The following is a 16,560-nucleotide window of genomic DNA, read 5'->3' as shown; positions in this document are numbered from 1 at the left end:
TAACATGACCATTCGCATCGGAAATGCGCCCTGTTCCTGGGGTGTGGAGTTTGCAGGGGATCCGCGCAACCCGCCGTGGCGGCAGGTGCTGGCAGAATGCGCGGCGGCGGGATATCGGGGCATCGAGCTGGGTCCTGTCGGGTTCATGCCGGAAGATCCGGATGTCTTGGGTGCGGCGCTGGATGATCACGGGATGGAACTGATCGGGGGGGTGGTGTTCCGGCCCTTTCACGACCCGGCGAAATGGGATGAGGTGATGGATGCCGCGCGGCGGACGTGCCGGGCGCTTTTGGCGCATGGGGCGCGGCATCTTGTGCTGATCGATTCCATCTCGCCGCGCCGGGCGCCGACGGCGGGCCGGGCGGCGGCGGCCGAGCAGATGGATGCGGCGGAATGGGCCGCGTTCCGCGACCGCATCGCCACGGTGGCGCGGATGGGGGCCGAGGATTACGGCCTGATCGTGGGCATCCACGCCCATGCGGCGGGGTTCATCGACTTTGAGCCCGAGTTGGAGCGGCTGCTGGATGAGGTGGATGAAGGCATCCTGAAGATCTGTTTCGACACCGGGCATCATTCCTATGCGGGGTTCGATCCCGTGGCCTTCATGCGGCGGCATATCGGGCGGATTTCCTATATGCATTTCAAGGATATCGACCCGGTCGTGAAGGCCCGTGCGATTGCCAACAGCACGGGGTTCTATGATGCCTGCGGGCAGGGGATCTTCTGCAATCTTGGCACGGGGGATGTGGATTTTCCCGCGGTGCGGCAGATCCTGTTGGAGGCAGGATTTCAGGGGTGGTGCACGGTAGAGCAGGATTGCGACCCGACGCTGGATGTGCGCCCCGCGGAAGATGCGCGCAGGAACCGGGGCTATCTTTCCTCGATCGGGTTCTGAGGGGGGGTGGACATGAAAAAGCTGAACTGGGGCATGATCGGCGGCGGTGAGGGCAGCCAGATCGGACCGGCGCATCGCTTGGGGGCGCAGGCGGATGGGCATTTCGCCTTTGTCGCCGGGGCGCTGGATCACCGGCCAGAGGTGGGCCGGGACTACGCGCAGCGCTTGGGCATCGCGGCGGACCGGGCCTATGGCGACTGGGCCGAGATGCTGGCGGGCGAGCGGGGGCGCGAGGATCGGGTGGATCTGGTGACGGTCGCCACGCCCAATGCCACGCATTTCGAGATCACCAAGGCCTTCCTTGAGGCGGGGTTTCACGTTCTATGCGAAAAGCCCATGACCATGACGGTGGAAGAGGGCGAAGAGATCGTCCGGGTGGCCGCGCGCACGGGGCGCCTCTGCGCGGTGAACTATTGCTATTCTGCCTATCCGATGGTGCGGCAGGCGCGCGCCATGGTGCGGACAGGGGATATCGGGCGCGTGCGGCTGGTGGTGACGAATTTCAGCCACGGGCATCATGGCGATGCGACGGATGCCGACAATCCGCGCGTCCGCTGGCGTTATGATCCGGCGATGGCGGGGGTTTCGGGGCAGTTTGCCGATTGCGGCATCCACGCGTTGCATATGGCAAGTTTCATCTGCGATGATGAAGTGGAGACGCTTTCGGCGGACTTCGCATCGACCATTCCCAGCCGCGTGCTGGAGGATGATGCGATGGTGAACTTTCGGCTGTCGCGCGGGACGGTCGGGCGGCTGTGGACATCCTCGGTCGCCATCGGGCGCCAGCATGGGTTCGATATTCAGGTGTTTGGCGAGACGGGGGGGCTGCGATGGGCGTCCGAGCAGCCCAACCAGTTGATCTATACCCCGGTGGGCGGACGGACCCAGATCATGGAAAAGGGTGAGGCGGGGCTTTATGCGGACGCCAAGCGATTGAGCCGGGTGGCGATTGCCCATCCCGAGGGCTTTCCCATGGCGGTGGCGAACATCTATTGCGATCTGGCGGATGCGATCCGGGGGCAGCTGCGCGACGGATTGCCCTTGGCGGCAAGCGGTGTTCGGTCGATGGCGGCGGTGCATGGTGCCGTAGCATCGGCCAAGGCGGGCGGGGCATGGTTGGACGCGCGCCCCCCTATGTTCCGCTAGCGCAAGCTGGCGCGTTCGACCAGCGTGCAGGGAAAGAGGCGGACTTCGGGGGGGCGGTCGGGCTGTTCGATCGTGGCCACCACAAGGTCGATCGCGGCGGCGATGATGTCGGCGACGGGCTGGCGGATGGTCGTCAGGGCGATGTTCTGCCAGCGCGACATCTCCATGTCGTTCAGGCCGATCAGGCCGATATCGCCGGGCACCGACCGGCCTGATCCCGTGATGGCGCTGAGCGCGCCGACAGCCAGCAGGTCATCGCCGCAAAAATACGCCTCGGCGGGCGAGGCGGCGAGCAGGCGCTGCATTTCGGCACGCCCGGCATCAAAGGTGTAGTCGCAGGCATAGCTTGCGCTGACCGTGATCTGCGGATGATCCCGCAGGACGGCGAGGAAACCCGCCGCGCGGTCCTGGGTCGAGGTGGCGCTTTGCGGGCCGCCGAGAAAGGCAACACGCGCATAGCCCCGCCGGATGAGGGTTTCTGCGGCCAACTGCCCGCAGGCAAAGTTGTCGATGCCCACCACGGGCACCTCGGGCGCGGGGACAGGCCGACCGAAGGCGTGGACGACGGGCAGGCCTGCCTGCCGGAAGGCGGCGGCAAAGCTGGGGGGCAGGGTGGAGGAGGCGACGATGACGCCATCCACCGAATATTGCCGCAGCATGCGGACCGAGGCGGCGGGGTCGGTCGCCCCGCTGAGGTTGACAAGAAGGGGGCGCAGGCCGCGATCCTGCAACCCCCGGGTAAAGAGATCGAACACCTCGAGGATCAGGGGATTGTGGAAATTGTTCGCGATCAGGCCGATGAGTTTCGTCCGCCCCGTCGTGAGGCTGGAGGCCAGGGCGTTGGGCGCATAGCCCAGCTCTTCGGCCGCGCGCGCCACCTTGGCGCGGGTCCGGGCCGAAACCGAGGCGCCTTCGGTGAAGGCGCGCGACACCGCGGAGCGCGAGACCCCCGCGCGTTCTGCCACGTCCTTGAGTGTGACTGCCATGCCCTGCCTTGTCGCGTCCCGCCTTGGGAACGGCACTATAGGGCCAACGCGCAGGGGTGAGAACCGCCGATCGCGGGCAACCGCCCGCTTGGCCGACAGAACGGGTGGTCCGACGATGCAGCGCAGTTTCGTTGCCGGTCTGGATACCGCGTTGGTGACGGATATCGGCCAGCTTCCAAACCGAAAGCGGGACGCGGATGCGGGGCATCCCAGCGCGGGGGATGATCGCGCGACCGGTCTTGACTGATCGAAATGGGGCGGGCTGCGAAAGACGAAAGGTCAACAGAACCCCGACCAGCGTTCCCTTGGCACGGTCGCGGCGCGTGGTCAGCCGCCGCTTCGGCGCAACTGCGGGACGATCACCGCGAAGGCGGTGCTCAGGTCATAGCGCAGCGCGAGTTCGGCCCCTTCGGCATCGCGGTTCTCAAGCGCCCGCAAGATATCTTCGTGGGCGTCGGTCATCGAGGCGACGGTATCGGCGGCGAAATACCGATGCAGCATCGGGCCAATCCGCAGCCAGAAGCGTTCGATCAGATCGACCAGCGTGGCTGAGCCACAATGCCGGTAGATTTCGAAATGGAAGCGGAAGTTGGCGGCGAGGGCGGCGCGCTTCCGCTCAACCAGCACATCGGCGGTCAGGGTGGCGGGGCCTTCTGCAATCGTGCCGACGGAAAGCCATGACTGGTTGATGATGCGCAGCCTGGCGAGTGTTTCGGGGGTGATGTTCCGTACAGCGCGGCGCAGCGCCATGACCTCTAGCACAAGGCGGATGTCGAGGATTTCGTGAAACTCGTCGCGGTCGGGTTCGCTGACGTAGAAGGCGCTGCGGTTGCGGCCCGCAAGCACCTTGTCAGCCTCAAGCCGCTTCAGCGCGGCCATGATGGGTGTGTGGCTTACTCCCAGCATGTCCGATAGCGAGCGCGACGTCAGCATCTGCCCCGGCATCATCCGCCCCGACATCAGCGCATAGCGTAGCGCGTCATAGACCTTGCGCTCGATCGGGGCGTCACCCTCGGGCAGTTGCAGATCGGGCGCGGCGGTCGGACGACGGCCTTGGGGAGAGCGCGGCGCGGAGTCGGGCGGAGGAGAATGGTTCATGTCATCACCGCGAACTGGGCCGGGACGGGCAGTATTTGGCCGCCCCCTGCAATTTCGGCCAAGTCGCGGACGGGCGCAAGCAAGGATGGGCGCCCGCACCGTGATTGGCCAGACCTTGATCGTGGCGATGGCAAGGTTCCCTGAAAGGCACGCAGCGACGGGTCGCGCGCAATCCCTGATCGCCGCAAGCCGCCGAAGTCCACAGTATCGGCGTTGGCATCCATGCCTTTGACCGACGCTGTGTCGGTGCGGATGCTGTCCGATGCTGCCCCTTTCCCGTGCAGGGCACGCGCAGAAACCCCGATCAAGCCCATGGCAGGCACCCGGGTTTGGCGGGGCAGTCTGGCAGGGCGCGCGGGGGGTATCCCCCGCGCGCGCCCTGCGCGGCCCGCGCGAGATGGGCGGTCCTGCGTGCCCGCGCCGCTGCCGCCCGGTGCCCAGGGATGGCCTTGGCTGGCCTACGCTGGGCGGCCGGATCAGGCGGGTGCTTCGGACGGTCTGCCGCATGACCAGCGCCACGCCGTCACAGCGCGGTCGCCGCCGCGCCCTTGAGGTCAAGCATCGCCCGCGCTTCGGAGGGGGTCGCGATGTCAAGTGACAGTTCGGTCAGGATGGTGCGGATGCGGCTGACCTGAGCCGCGTTGCTTTCCGCCAGCGTCCCTTTGCCCAGATAGAGGCTGTCCTCCAACCCCACCCGCACATTCCCGCCCATGACGGCGCCCATGGTCGCAAGCCCCATCTGGTGGCGCCCGGCTGCAAGGATCGACCATTCATAGGCATCGCCAAACAGACGATCGGCGGTTTCGCGCATGTGGATCAGGTGGCGCGGATCGGCGCCAATTCCGCCAAGGATGCCAAAGATCGTCTGGATGAAGAGTGGCGCCTGGACCAACCCGCGATCGAGGAAATGCGCAAGCGTGTAAAGGTGGCCGACGTCGTAGCATTCGAACTCGAACCGTGTTCCGCAGTCCTCGCCCAGATGCTTCAGGATGTATTCGATGTCCTTGAAAGTGTTCCGGAAAATGAAATCACGCGAGTTTTCCAGATAGGCGGGCTCCCATTCGTGTTTCCAGGACGGGTATCGGTCTTTCAGGGGAAAGAGGCCAAAGTTCATCGAGCCCATGTTCAGCGAGCACATCTCGGGCTTGAAGGCGAGGGGGGCGGCCAGGCGGTCCTGCACGGTCATGTTGTGGCCGCCGCCAGTGGTGATGTTGATGACGGCGTCGGTGGCCGCGTGGATCTGGGGCAGGAAGGCGCGGAAGACCTCTGGATCGGGGGTCGGGCGACCGTCCTTGGGATCGCGGGCGTGGAGGTGCAAGATCGAGGCCCCGGCTTCGGCGGCGGCGATGGCGCTGGTGGCGATCTCCGCGGGCGTGATCGGCAGGTGGGGCGACATGGTGGGCGTGTGGATCGAGCCGGTCACGGCGCAGGTGATGATGACCTTGCGGCTTTTCGGTTTCGGCATTGGAAGGCTCCTTATTGGGTGTCTTTGAGGGCGCGCAGGCGCAGGACCTGCGCGTCGCGCCAGGCCTGCCGGGCGGGAAGGCTGTCCAAGGGAAGGATCGCGCGCCGGGCGGCGCCGATACGCGCGGGGGTGTCGGTGGACCAGGCCTCGGGGTCGCGGGCCCGAAGGTCGTTGCGCAGGGTGTTGAACATGGCGCCAAAGGTTTGGGCGTAAAGCTCGAAGCCGCCTGCAGAGTTCAGATCCATCGTCTCGAACGGGCCGATGAAGGCCCAGCGAAGGCCAAGGGCCGAGCGGACGGCAATGTCGATCTCATCCGGGTCGGCAACGCCTTGGGCGACCAGCGCCATGGCTTCGTTGACGAGGGCGGCTTGCAGGCGGTTGACGACAAAGCCCGGCAGGACGCGTTTCAGGACAAGGGGATCCTGACCGATGGATTGCATCAGGCGGCGTGTTTCGGTCAGCGCCGCGTCTGTCGTCCATTGCGAGCGGGCGAGTTCGACCGCGGGCAGCACATGGGGCGGGTTGGTCGGATGCACCACGAGGGCCCGGTCGCGGAACGGGGCATCTGCGAACAGCACATCAGGCTCCAGCGCAGAGGTCGAACTGCCTAGGATCGCGTCGGAGGCAAGATGCGGGGCGAGGGCGGCGAACGTCGCCTGCTTGATCTCCAGCCGCTCTGGCGTGTTTTCCTGAACGTAAGCGGCACCCGCCAGCGCGCGCCCGAGGTCGGTTGTCAGGGTCACCGTGACCCCTTTCTCGGTCAGCCAATTCCCGGCACCGTCCAGTTGCGCCGGGTCGATGTCCTGCACCGCCACCGGGTGCCCCGCACGGGCGAAAAGCAGCGCCCAGCTGCGGCCGATCTGGCCCGCGCCGATCAGCGCGACCTTGGGTTTTGTCGTCATCACATGTCTCCTTGATGTATCGTCTTGCGCCACGGCGTTCCGACGGCGGCGTCGCGCAGCGCCATGACGGCGGCGCGATAGGCCGTGCGGCCAAGATCGCGGGCAGGGTGAAGGGGGCGCAACGGTTGCGCAGGCATCTGTGCGGCGCGGGTCAAATGGCCCGGGTCGGCGTTCAGTGCCTTCAGCGGTTCAGCGTGGCCCGCCGAAGTGAGCATGAGGGGGCTTCTGTCCCGTCCGCCGGTTTCGCCCGGTGTCACCGTGCAGGCGGGATTGGCCCAAGGTTCGCTGGTCAGCGCGCCGCCCCCCACGATGATGGCATCGGTCATTTCGTCCTCGATTGCGGGGTGACCGCGCGCTTCCCATGGGGGGGGAGCATGCTGTCTATTGCATGGGCTTGGGGCGCCTGTGCCCCTTGCGGTCTCTCTGTCGGTTTGGCGGCCCGGCTTGGCCCGGGCTCGATCAGCAGAACCATTTCTGAAATGTCAGAATAATGGCAGAGACGGCGGCGACCTGTCAATCCCACTCTGATCGGCCCCCGCGTGGAGCATATCGCTTCAATCAGGTTTAAGAATAGGGTCCAGTCGTGGGCCGCGTCTGTTCGGCCGGGTGACTTCTGGTGGCTGAAAGGATTGGAACTTGTGCTGCCGATACGATAATTGCCATTGCAAAGAGGCAGTGCTGTCATTTTCTGACACGACAGAAAGACAAACGCTCAAAGGCTGGTCACTGAACGTGAGGTTCGTCTGCCGTGGCGAGCGTGGGGCCGCAGAGGGCTGATTTGCCTTGCCCTGGCCGTCGGTTGGATATGACCCCGATCCGTCCTGCGGCCTGTATGGTGCCGGAAATGCCCGGGCTTGCCGCGCAAGGATCCATCCCTCGCAGGAAATGACCGGCAACGGTGGCTGCAAGGCGGGACTTTCCGATTTCCGGCCGTTACCCGCATCCACGGCCGGTCTGAAGGATGCCGTAGTGCAAGCTGCGTTCTTGCTCGGCCGACGGGCAGCGTCGGAACGCGCTATGGTTGCGGCGATTGCATGCCGTCAATCGTATGGGATGTTTTCGCGAAAGATGACATGCAGCCGTGGCGGGATGAAGTTGTAGGTCTTTCCCTGGGTTGCGGCGACGAGGAGGTTCAGCGCCTCGCGCGCCTCGACGCGGGCGTTCTGGTCAATCACCGCATCCATCGTGCCCTCGAGGAGCAGGCGCTTGTTGCCTTCGGTCGCGTCGTGGCCGATCAGGATCACATCCTGTGCGCGCCCTGCCTCGGTCAGGCAACGGGCGATGCCTTGCGTGCCGCCGCCCACGTTGTAGATGCCGGCCAGATCGGGATACATTTTCAGGAGCGACTTCGCCTCATGATAGGCGCGTTCGCGATCGTCGAGGACTTCGCGCATCTCAACGATATGAATGTTGCGGAACTCGTCACGCAGAATGCTGCGGAAGCCCATCTCGCGTTCCTCGTGGCCGCGATAGGACAGAGACCCGGCAAACATGGCAATGTTGAGGTGTTGGCGCGCGGGCAGCAGACGGCCCATCAGTTGCCCCGCCAGCCGCCCGGCCTGACGGTTGTCGATGCCCACATAGGCAAGACGCGGCACGCTTTGCACGTCAGACGCGAGCGTGACCACCGGAACCCCGGCGCGGTCGAGGCTGCGCAGGGCCTCGCGCACGACGGGGTGGTCCTGCGCGATGAGCCCGATGCCATGGGCCTCGCCCTGAAGTTCGGCCAGTCGTGCGGCGACGGTCGTGGGATTGAACCCCTCAAGCTCTTCGATGCGCAGGTCTATGTCGGGTCGTTCGGCGGCCTGCTGTTCCAGTTGCTGGGCGAGAAGCTTGATAAAGCTGTTGGTGCCTGCGGGGAGAAGAAAGACCAGCGTGACACGCTGAACGACGCTGCGCACGTCCGGCGGCAGATCCGCCTCGCTGACATAGCCAAGGCGATGGGCGACAGACATCACCACGTCACGCGTGCGGCGCCGCACACCGTCGCGGTTGTTCAGGACGCGGTCGACCGTCGCAGCGGACACGCCCGCCGCGCGGGCGATGTCGTGCAGGGTGACGCGACTGTTCATCCATAAGCTCCGATCAGGTTCATCCCCCTACCTGCCACTGAATGTGGAATGTGTAAATGATGAAAATTGATGTGAAATGATGTTAACTCTTGGATGGGCAAGCTCTTGAAGCGGTGAGCCTGGAGATTCTGACCATATCAACAGCAAATTGCATCAGAAAATCGCGCTTCATCTTCTGTTTTGGGCGAGATTGCATCATCAGGGTGGGTATATCTGCGGTTAAATGATTAAAAATGAGTTGACCTGCTGATTGATGTCATCAATATTTCCGATCCGGGGCGTCGGGAGGGGCGAACCCGATAGGGAGGGATGCAATGACCAATCAGAACCGCGTTTCGCGGCGCCGACTGCTTGCGACCGGTGGCAAGCTGGCTATCTATGGCGCGGCCATCGGAATCGCGCCGCGCTATATCCGGCCGAGCCGCGCCGAAGGGGCGGATGCGCTGGCCCCGGGCATGATCGGCGGGCCGACGGGTTTTCCGGGATGCGAGCGTTACCAATACGGGCCGGACACGCCAGAGGGGCGTGCCATCGAGGCCGCGAAAGCGTTGAAAGGGGCCGGCAAGGCCCCGGCCAAGATCGTCGTCGGCCTGTCCGACGGGTCGATTGGCCAGTTGACCCAGCCATTCCCGGCGGGCGCGCCTTCCATCAAGGACCTGTGGGAGAAGGAAACCGGCATCGCGATCGAGATCGTGGGTCTGCCGAACGGGCAGGAATTCACCAAGACGATGCAGGACATATCCACCAAGGCGGGCGGATTTGACATCTATTCGACGGATTGGAACCGTCTGGGGGATCTGGCGGAGTCGGGCGGCATCGCGAAGCTGGATGACTATGTCGCGCAACACCGGCCGGAATGGGACGATGCCGAACGCGGTTATGTCGGCGGGGCGCAGGGCGTTGCGCTGCTCAATCAGTATCGCGGATCGACCTATGGCGTTTCGCTCGACGGCGATTTCCAGACTTGGGTCTATCGCAGCGACCTACTGGGAGACGCGGCGGAGCAGGCGGCATTCAAGGAGAGCTATGGCTATGACCTTGCGCCGCCGCGCACCTGGAAGCAACTGGACGATGTAGCCACCCATTTCCATCGCCCTGACAAGGGGATGTTCGGCTGCACCGACCTGCGCAATCAGGGCTGGGGCTATACCAACTGGTATCAGCGCTATGCGAGCATGGCCTCGCCCAACCAGTTCCTGTTCGGCGATGACGGTGTGCCGCTGATTGCGGGGGAGCAGGGGATTGCGGCGACGCAGGAATATGTCGCCTCACTGTCCTATCATTCGCCGGATGCGGTGAGCTGGGGCTGGCCAGAGCAGTATGGCAGCTTCGGAAGCGGGAATACGGCCATCACCTGCGCCTTCTCGAACCTGCCAAAGTTCCTAGACAATGCGGGCAACAGCGGGTCGGTTGTGACCGGCAAGGTCGGGTCGATGCTGCCGCCGGGGCGTGAGATCGACGGCAACATCGTCAGCCGTTCGGTGCTGTGGTTCTCGCTGACCGGGATGGTCAGTGCGCAGTCGCAATATCCGGAAGTGGCGTATCTGCTGTTGCAGTGGCTGGGATCGAGCCGGATCTATTCGTGGATGACGGCCAATCCGGGCGGGTATTTCGATCCCTTCCGCCTGTCGGATTTCAGCGATCCCTTGGTGCGCGAGACCTATCACGGCTATCACATGGACGTGGTGCGCGAGACCGTGGCCCGGACCGTGCCGTCGATCAACTATCCGGGCGCGACGGCGTTCCACAATGCGCTGGACGAGAACCTGATGGCGGCACTTACGGGCGCCAAGACGGCCGAGCAGGCAATGGCCGATGCCGCCGACGAATGGCAGAAGATCACCCGCCGCACAGGTGAGGAGAAGATCATCGAGGCCGTGCGTGCCAACAAGGCGGCATGGCCCACGGTTCTCGATCCGGTTTGATCGTGACGGGCCGGGGCGCCCGAGCGTGCCCCGGCCGACCTATCCCGAAAGTTGATCTTCCCATGAGACGTTCCCCGGCCTTCGAGGCCTTTCGATATGCGGCGATCCTGCTTGCCTGCGCGATCACACTGGTGCCGATCCTGTGGATGGTGTCCATGGCCTTCAAGCCCATTGCCGAATGGCAGGCGACAGGGGCCGATCTGACGTGGTTTCCCAAGGAGCCGACGCTGGACAATTTCCGCTACATCTTTGGTGAGAGCGGATCGAACCTGATCGTGGCGCTGGATCGGACGGCGGCGAAGCCGATCCTGTCATCGCTACTATCGGCCAGCCTCGGCACGCTGATCGCGATGGCGGCAGGCACTTCGGCGGCTTATGGGCTGTCGCGGTTCGGGGCAGGGGGCAACCTGCCGCTGGCGCTGATCCAGCTGCGGCTGTTTCCGCCGATGGCGGTGATGATCCCCGTGATGATGATGTGGTCCTTTCTGAACCTGATGGACACATGGTGGGGATTGGCGCTGATCTACGGGATCGTCACGCTGCCATTCGCCTTCTGGTTGATGAAAACCTTCTTCGATGACATGCCACGCGAAATCGAAGAGGCGGCCCTGGTGGAGGGGTGTTCGCGGGGGCGGGTGTTCTGGCGGATCACCCTGCCGATGATGCGGGCGCCGCTTGCTTCGGCTGCGCTGTTCGTCTTCATCCTGAACTGGTCCGATTACCTGATCGCGCTGCTGCTGACGACGCGGGAATGGGTGACCATTCCGGTCTACATGGCATCGCTTTCCTCTTCGATGACGGGGCAACTTTACGGGGCGAAGGCCGCGCTTGGACTGATTGCCGCCGTTCCGCCCGTGTTTCTGGGAATCATGATCCAGCGTCACCTTGTCCGTGGCCTGACTTTCGGAGCGTTGAAGCAATGACCAGCGCAGAAATCAGCAAGGACATGCCCGCCCGTCCCGCCGCGCGCGAAGCTGATGAGGGCGCGCGCCTTGGGCTTCGGCTTACGCTGCCTGCCCAGCTTCTCGTGCTGTTCATCTCGGTCTTTCCGCTGCTGATGCAGCTTTACATCTCGCTGACGGACTGGTCGCCGCTCTCGGGGCTGGGCTGGCCGCGCGCATATGAACTGTGGAACGGCTTTGCCAATTACGTCGATGTGGCGGGGGATGGGAGGCTGTGGTCCGCACTGGGGCGAACGGCGCTGGTGATGGTGGTCTGCGTTCCTGTGGAATTCCTGCTGGGCCTTGCCCTTGCGACGCTGTTTGCCGACAGCTTTCCGGGAAAGCGTGTCTTCTATTCCATCCTCATCATGCCGATGATGGTTGTCCCCGCCGTGGCCGGATACATGTTCTACATGCTGTTCCAGTCGGGCGGTCCGGTGAATGACATCCTGTCGTCGCTCCTCGGCATGCCGGTGACGGTGGCGTGGCTTTCCGATCCGATGCTGGCGATGCTGGCCGTGATGGTGGCGGACATCTGGCAATGGACGCCGCTGATGTTCCTCATTCTGCTGGCGGGGCTGGTCGGGGTGCCGGAAGATCAGATGAAAGCCGCCACGCTGCTTGGTGCGTCGCCTTGGCAGAAGTTCCGGACCATCGTGCTGCCCCGGATGAAGACGATCATCATCATCGCCTTGGCCATAAGGGTGATCGAGTGTTTCAAGATCTTTGACACGCTGTTCATCATGACGGGCGGCGGGCCGGGTGTCGCGACGGAAACCATCAGCGTCTACATCTACAAGATCACCACGCAGGATCTGATCTGGGGTTACGTGGCGGCCATCGCCCTTGTGATCCTGCTCGTTCTGTCGGTGGCCTGCGTCTGGGCGATCAAGCGGATGGCGCGGAAGGAGCGGGCAGCATGACCGCGATCCGTCTGGAGAATCTGGTGAAGCGGTTCGGCGGGTTCACCGCGCTGAAAAGCATGGACCTGAGCATAGGCGACGGGGAGTTCATGGCGCTGCTGGGGCCGTCGGGCTGCGGCAAGTCCACGACGATGAACATGATCGCGGGGATGGAAGAGCCGAGCGAGGGCCGCATATTGTTCGGCGACCGTGACATGGCGGGCGTTGCCATGGGCAGGCGCGGCGTGGGGTTCGTGTTCCAGAATTACGCGATCTTCACCCACATGACCGTGCGCCAGAACCTTGACTACGGTTTGCGCATGGCGCGGTCGCCGAAGGCAGAGATCGCGCGCCGAACTGCTGCCATAGCCGATCTTCTGCAACTGGGGGATCTGTTGGACCGTCCCGCCTCGGGGCTGTCGGTGAACATCCTGCAACGGGTGGCCATCGGTCGTTCGGCCATGATGGAGCCTGCCATCTTCCTGCTGGATGAACCTCTGTCGAATGTGGATGCCGCCTTTCGGGCGGTGATGCGGACCGAACTGAAGCACATCCAGCGCGAGTTCCGCCAGACCATGGTCTATGTCACGCATGACCAGCTTGAAGCGATGACGATGGCGGACCGCATCGCGGTGATGGATCATGGCGTGCTGCAGCAGGTGGGCACGCCGCTGGAGGTGTACAACAACCCCGCCAATGTCTTCGTGGCCCGGTTCATCGGCGCACCGGGGATGAACCTGCTGGCGGGCGTGCCCGTCGAGGGGGCGGAGGGGCTGCGCATTGATCTGGGTGCGCTGGGCCGGTCTGCGGTGCTCGACGCGCCGCTGGCGGCGGCGGCGCGGCGGGCAAAGGGGGGAGTGCAGTTCGGCTTCCGGCCGGAACAGGTGGACCTCGTCGCAGCGGGGGCGGGGCTTGGCATGACGGTGGGTTTCGTTGAACGCATCGGGGCGCGGACCATCGTCCATCTCGAGCGTGACGGGATCACGGCCAAGGCCGTGTTCGACAACGATACCCGGGTTTTGGTGGGTGATCTGGTCCATCTCGCCCCCCATCCGGGGGCGCTGCGCCTGTTTGACGCCGCCACTGGCGCAGCCTTGCGGGAGGTTTGAGATGGCGGAGATCAGCTTTCACAACGTCACCAAACGCTATGGCCAGACGGTGGCAGTGGACAATGCCAGTTTTACCGTGGCCGATAACGAGTTCTTCTGCCTGTTCGGGCCGCCGCTTTCTGGCAAGACGACGATGCTGCGTCTGATCCTGGGGTTGGAGCGGCCGGATGAGGGGGAGATCCTGATTGATGGCCGCCGCGTGAATGAGGTGTCGCCCGCGCGGCGCAACATCGCCATGGTGTTCCAGAACCTCGCGCTTTTCCCGCATATGACGGCCGAGCAGAATGTGCGCTTTCCGCTGGTGGAGCGGGGCGAGGCCGAAGCCGTGATCGGTGCGCGGTTGAAGGATGCAGCGGCCAAGCTGCATATCGGGCATGTGCTGCACAAGATGCCTGCGCAGCTTTCAGGCGGCGAACGTCAACGCGTGGCCATCGCGCGCGCACTGGTGCGAGACCCGGTTGCCTTCCTGATGGATGACCCGATCTCGGCCCTGGATGCAAGGCTACGCGAAGAGACGCGGGTGGAGTTGAAGCGCATCCAGCGCGAGGCGGGACGAACCCTGATCTATGTGACGCATGATCAGGAAGAGGCGATGTCGGTTGCGGATCGGATGGCCATTCTGGAACGGGGCGCGATCCGCCAGATCGGCCGCCCGGTGGATATCTATGATCACCCGGCCTCGGCCTATGTGGCGCAGCTCCTCGGGGCGCCGGCGATGAACATCCTGCCGGTCGCGATGGTGCAGGGCGGCGGCGGCGTGATCCGGCTTGAAGGACTTGCCCCGGCAGGGACCGCAGAGATCGGCATCAGGCCAGAGGACATCCGCGTGGGCGCGCATGATGGCCATGGCGCGGTGGCGAAGGTCTGGGAGGTAGAGCCGCTGGGCGGAACCACCGTGGTGACGCTGGATGTGGGCGGCCGGATGCTGCGCGCCCTGATGCGCGGTCAGCCCGATATCCGCGTCGCGACAGCGGTGACTTTGTCGGTCGATCTGGGACGGGCACATTTCTTTGGCGCGGGCGGTCAGGCCCTGCGCCGCGCATGAGACAGAGGGGGGAAACCGAACATGGCGATGCATGACTTCCAGCCGGATCCATCGGTCAGGAGCAAGGAGCAGCCCATCGGCTGCATCGGCGCAGGCATGATCATGGCAGAATGCCATCTGGCCGCCTACAAGGAGGCGGGATTTCCCGTGGTGGCCATCGCCAGCCGCACGCCGGCAAGGGCGGCGGCGGTGGCAGAGCGCTGGGGCATCGGAAAGGTGCATGACACGCCCGAGGCCCTGATCGCCGATCCATCCATCACGATCCTCGACATCGCCTATCCGCCGGACCAGCAGCCCGCGCTGATCCGGGCTGCGCTGAAGCAGCCGCATATCAAGGGCATCCTCGCGCAGAAGCCGCTCGCGCTGACATTGGCCGAGGCCATCGCGCTCAGGGACGAGGCGGCGGCGGCGGGCAAGATCCTGAGCGTGAACCAGAACATGCGCTATGACCAGTCGATGCGCGTGCTCAAGCAGATCCTTGATCGGGGGGAACTGGGCGAGATTGTCTTTGCCCAGATCGACATGCATGCCATCCCGCATTGGCAGGGCTTCCTTGAAGGATATGACCGCCTGACGCTGGCCAATATGTCGGTGCATCATCTCGACGTGCTGCGGTTCCTGTTCGGTGACCCGGAGGAAATCACCACGCTGACGCGCAAGGACCCGCGCACCAAGTTCGACCATAGCGACGGGATCACCGTCTCTACCTTGCGCTTTCCGTCGGGTGTGCTGGCCCTGTCGCTCGAGGATGTCTGGTCCGGCCCGCGCGCCGAGGGGTATCGCGATGATCAGCACATCACGTTCCGGGTGGAGGGGACGGCCGGGGTGGCCAAGGGAACGATCGGCTGGCCCACCGGGGCGGCATCGACCCTGACGTATGCGTCGCAGAAGACGACGAAGGGTGAGTGGGTCACGCCCACCTGGGGAACGATGTGGTTTCCGCATGCCTTCATCGGGGTGATGGAGCAGTTGCAGCACGCCGTGACCACCGGCCTTTCGCCTGCGCTGTCGGTGGCGGACAACGTGCGGACGGTCGCGCTGATCGAGGCGGGATATCGATCGATCGCGGAGGGGCGCACCGTGCGCCTTTCCGAAATCAAGACAGACTAAAACAAAGGGAGGACTACACCATGCTTCATTCGGGCATCTTCACCGGATACTACCCCTATGGCCTTGAGGAGACTGCGCGACGGATCCAGTCGCAGGGGTTTACTACCGTGCAGCTTGACCTGCATTTCAAGGATATCGACCTGTCGGCGGGGCAGATCACCGCGGACAAGGCAAAGCGTGTGCGCGACACCTTCCGCGACCACAACCTGCCGATCTGCTGCATTTCGGGCTATACGAACATCATTCATCCCGACAAGGACGAGCGGGCGCGGCGCGTCGGCTATCTGAAGGAAATCATCCGCAATGCCCGCAGCTTTGGCACGCCCTATGTGATTTCCGAGACGGGAACCTACAACACGGAATCCGACTGGGTCCACCATCCGAAGAACAAGACCGAGGAGGGGTTCGAGGAGTGCCGCAAGGTCATCGCCGACCTCGCCCAGACCGCCTATGACCATGGCGCGACCTTCCTGCTGGAGACCTATGTGAACAACGTGGTGGGCAGCGTCGAGGAGACGGTGAAGATGTTTGCACAGGTCGATCATCCCGGGCTTGGCCTCTTGATGGACCCGACGAACTATTTCGAGACGCACAACATCGACCGCATGGATCAGATCCTGAATCAGGTCTTTGACACGCTGACCCAGCATATCCGCATCGCCCATGCCAAGGACGTGAAGCGGTCTGGCGACGACAAATCGGAAAAGCATGCCGATATCGGCGACGAGGATGCGCTGGAATCGCACACCTTCCGGGGCGTGGGAGAGATCGAACTTCCGGCGCCGGGGCTCGGCTCACTTAACTATGATCTGTATCTGAAGCGGCTGGCCGAGAAGCATCCGAACATCCCCGTCATCATCGAACATCTGTCCGAGGACGACATTCCTCGGGCGAAGGCCTTCCTTGACGGCAAGTTCAAGGCGAACGGTCTGTGATCACATCGGGTGGCGGGAAGCCGCCACCC

16 protein-coding genes are annotated in these 16,560 nt (G+C 64.1%); 10 read left to right on the top strand and 6 right to left on the bottom strand.

The annotated features are described in order from the left end of the window. Positions 1–4 precede the first annotated feature (4 nt). A complete protein-coding gene (locus tag GU920_RS18395) occupies positions 5–895 on the top strand; it encodes a sugar phosphate isomerase/epimerase family protein (protein WP_161768568.1) in 891 nt (296 codons plus the stop codon). Between the two features lie 12 nt (positions 896–907). Further along, positions 908–2,041 (top strand): Gfo/Idh/MocA family protein, encoded by a 1,134-nt coding sequence (locus GU920_RS18390; protein ID WP_161768567.1) that lies wholly within the window; start codon positions 908–910, stop codon positions 2,039–2,041. On the opposite strand, the gene GU920_RS18385 is transcribed toward GU920_RS18390, so the two are convergent. After that, a complete protein-coding gene (locus tag GU920_RS18385) occupies positions 2,038–3,027 on the bottom strand; it encodes a LacI family DNA-binding transcriptional regulator (RefSeq protein ID WP_161768566.1) in 990 nt (329 codons plus the stop codon). The two genes, GU920_RS18390 and GU920_RS18385, sit on opposite strands and share 4 nt — an antisense overlap. A 115-nt stretch (positions 3,028–3,142) precedes the next feature. On the opposite strand from GU920_RS18385, the gene GU920_RS19775 reads away from it, so the two are divergent. Continuing rightward, entirely contained in the window at positions 3,143–3,274 is a 132-nt protein-coding gene (locus tag GU920_RS19775) for a hypothetical protein (RefSeq protein ID WP_268894696.1), read from the top strand. An 80-nt stretch (positions 3,275–3,354) separates the two neighbouring features. Here GU920_RS19775 and GU920_RS18380 read toward each other — a convergent pair whose 3' ends face one another. The 5 genes from GU920_RS18380 to GU920_RS18360 form a co-directional block, all read right to left on the bottom strand. Then, positions 3,355–4,125 carry a GntR family transcriptional regulator gene (locus GU920_RS18380; protein ID WP_161768565.1) on the bottom strand — a complete coding sequence of 257 codons (771 nt, stop codon included), beginning with the start codon at positions 4,123–4,125 and terminating at the stop codon, positions 3,355–3,357. Between the two features lie 523 nt (positions 4,126–4,648). After that, positions 4,649–5,590: a BKACE family enzyme gene (locus GU920_RS18375; RefSeq protein WP_161768564.1), complete on the bottom strand. Its 942-nt coding sequence runs from the start codon at positions 5,588–5,590 to the stop codon at positions 4,649–4,651. Between the two features lie 11 nt (positions 5,591–5,601). Continuing rightward, complete coding sequence (locus GU920_RS18370; RefSeq protein ID WP_161768563.1) at positions 5,602–6,492, bottom strand: 3-hydroxyacyl-CoA dehydrogenase NAD-binding domain-containing protein; 891 nt, start codon at positions 6,490–6,492, stop codon at positions 5,602–5,604. Next, positions 6,492–6,818, bottom strand: coding sequence for a hypothetical protein (locus GU920_RS18365; RefSeq protein ID WP_161768562.1), 327 nt, complete (start codon positions 6,816–6,818; stop codon positions 6,492–6,494). Before GU920_RS18365 ends, GU920_RS18370 begins: the two co-directional genes overlap by 1 nt. A 714-nt stretch (positions 6,819–7,532) precedes the next feature. Further along, positions 7,533–8,564 (bottom strand): LacI family DNA-binding transcriptional regulator, encoded by a 1,032-nt coding sequence (locus tag GU920_RS18360; protein ID WP_161768561.1) that lies wholly within the window; start codon positions 8,562–8,564, stop codon positions 7,533–7,535. A gap of 314 nt (positions 8,565–8,878) precedes the next feature. On the opposite strand from GU920_RS18360, the gene GU920_RS18355 reads away from it, so the two are divergent. The 7 genes from GU920_RS18355 to GU920_RS18325 all read left to right on the top strand — a co-directional run bounded on the left by GU920_RS18355 (position 8,879) and on the right by GU920_RS18325 (position 16,531). Further along, positions 8,879–10,489: an extracellular solute-binding protein gene (locus tag GU920_RS18355; protein ID WP_161768560.1), complete on the top strand. Its 1,611-nt coding sequence runs from the start codon at positions 8,879–8,881 to the stop codon at positions 10,487–10,489. 62 nt (positions 10,490–10,551) lie between these two features. Then, positions 10,552–11,412, top strand: coding sequence for a carbohydrate ABC transporter permease (locus GU920_RS18350; protein WP_161768559.1), 861 nt, complete (start codon positions 10,552–10,554; stop codon positions 11,410–11,412). After that, positions 11,409–12,353, top strand: a complete 945-nt coding sequence (locus GU920_RS18345; RefSeq protein WP_161768558.1) for a carbohydrate ABC transporter permease — start codon at positions 11,409–11,411, stop codon at positions 12,351–12,353. Before GU920_RS18350 ends, GU920_RS18345 begins: the two co-directional genes overlap by 4 nt. Continuing rightward, positions 12,350–13,441, top strand: coding sequence for an ABC transporter ATP-binding protein (locus tag GU920_RS18340; RefSeq protein WP_161768557.1), 1,092 nt, complete (start codon positions 12,350–12,352; stop codon positions 13,439–13,441). The genes GU920_RS18345 and GU920_RS18340 overlap by 4 nt, the downstream gene beginning before the upstream one ends. 1 nt (position 13,442) lies before the next feature. After that, the gene (locus GU920_RS18335; RefSeq protein WP_161768556.1) at positions 13,443–14,486 is read left to right on the top strand and encodes an ABC transporter ATP-binding protein; all 1,044 of its coding nucleotides are present in this window, start codon (positions 13,443–13,445) and stop codon (positions 14,484–14,486) included. Between the two features lie 21 nt (positions 14,487–14,507). After that, positions 14,508–15,596: a Gfo/Idh/MocA family protein gene (locus GU920_RS18330; RefSeq protein ID WP_161768555.1), complete on the top strand. Its 1,089-nt coding sequence runs from the start codon at positions 14,508–14,510 to the stop codon at positions 15,594–15,596. Between the two features lie 20 nt (positions 15,597–15,616). Next, positions 15,617–16,531, top strand: a complete 915-nt coding sequence (locus GU920_RS18325) for a sugar phosphate isomerase/epimerase family protein (protein ID WP_161768554.1) — start codon at positions 15,617–15,619, stop codon at positions 16,529–16,531. Positions 16,532–16,560 lie beyond the last annotated feature (29 nt).

It is taken from the genome of Paragemmobacter ruber, assembly GCF_009908315.1.
Lineage (GTDB): Bacteria > Pseudomonadota > Alphaproteobacteria > Rhodobacterales > Rhodobacteraceae > Paragemmobacter > Paragemmobacter ruber.
The sequence above is the reverse complement of the archived record's forward strand: the minus strand, read 5'-3'. Positions and strand labels throughout refer to the sequence as shown.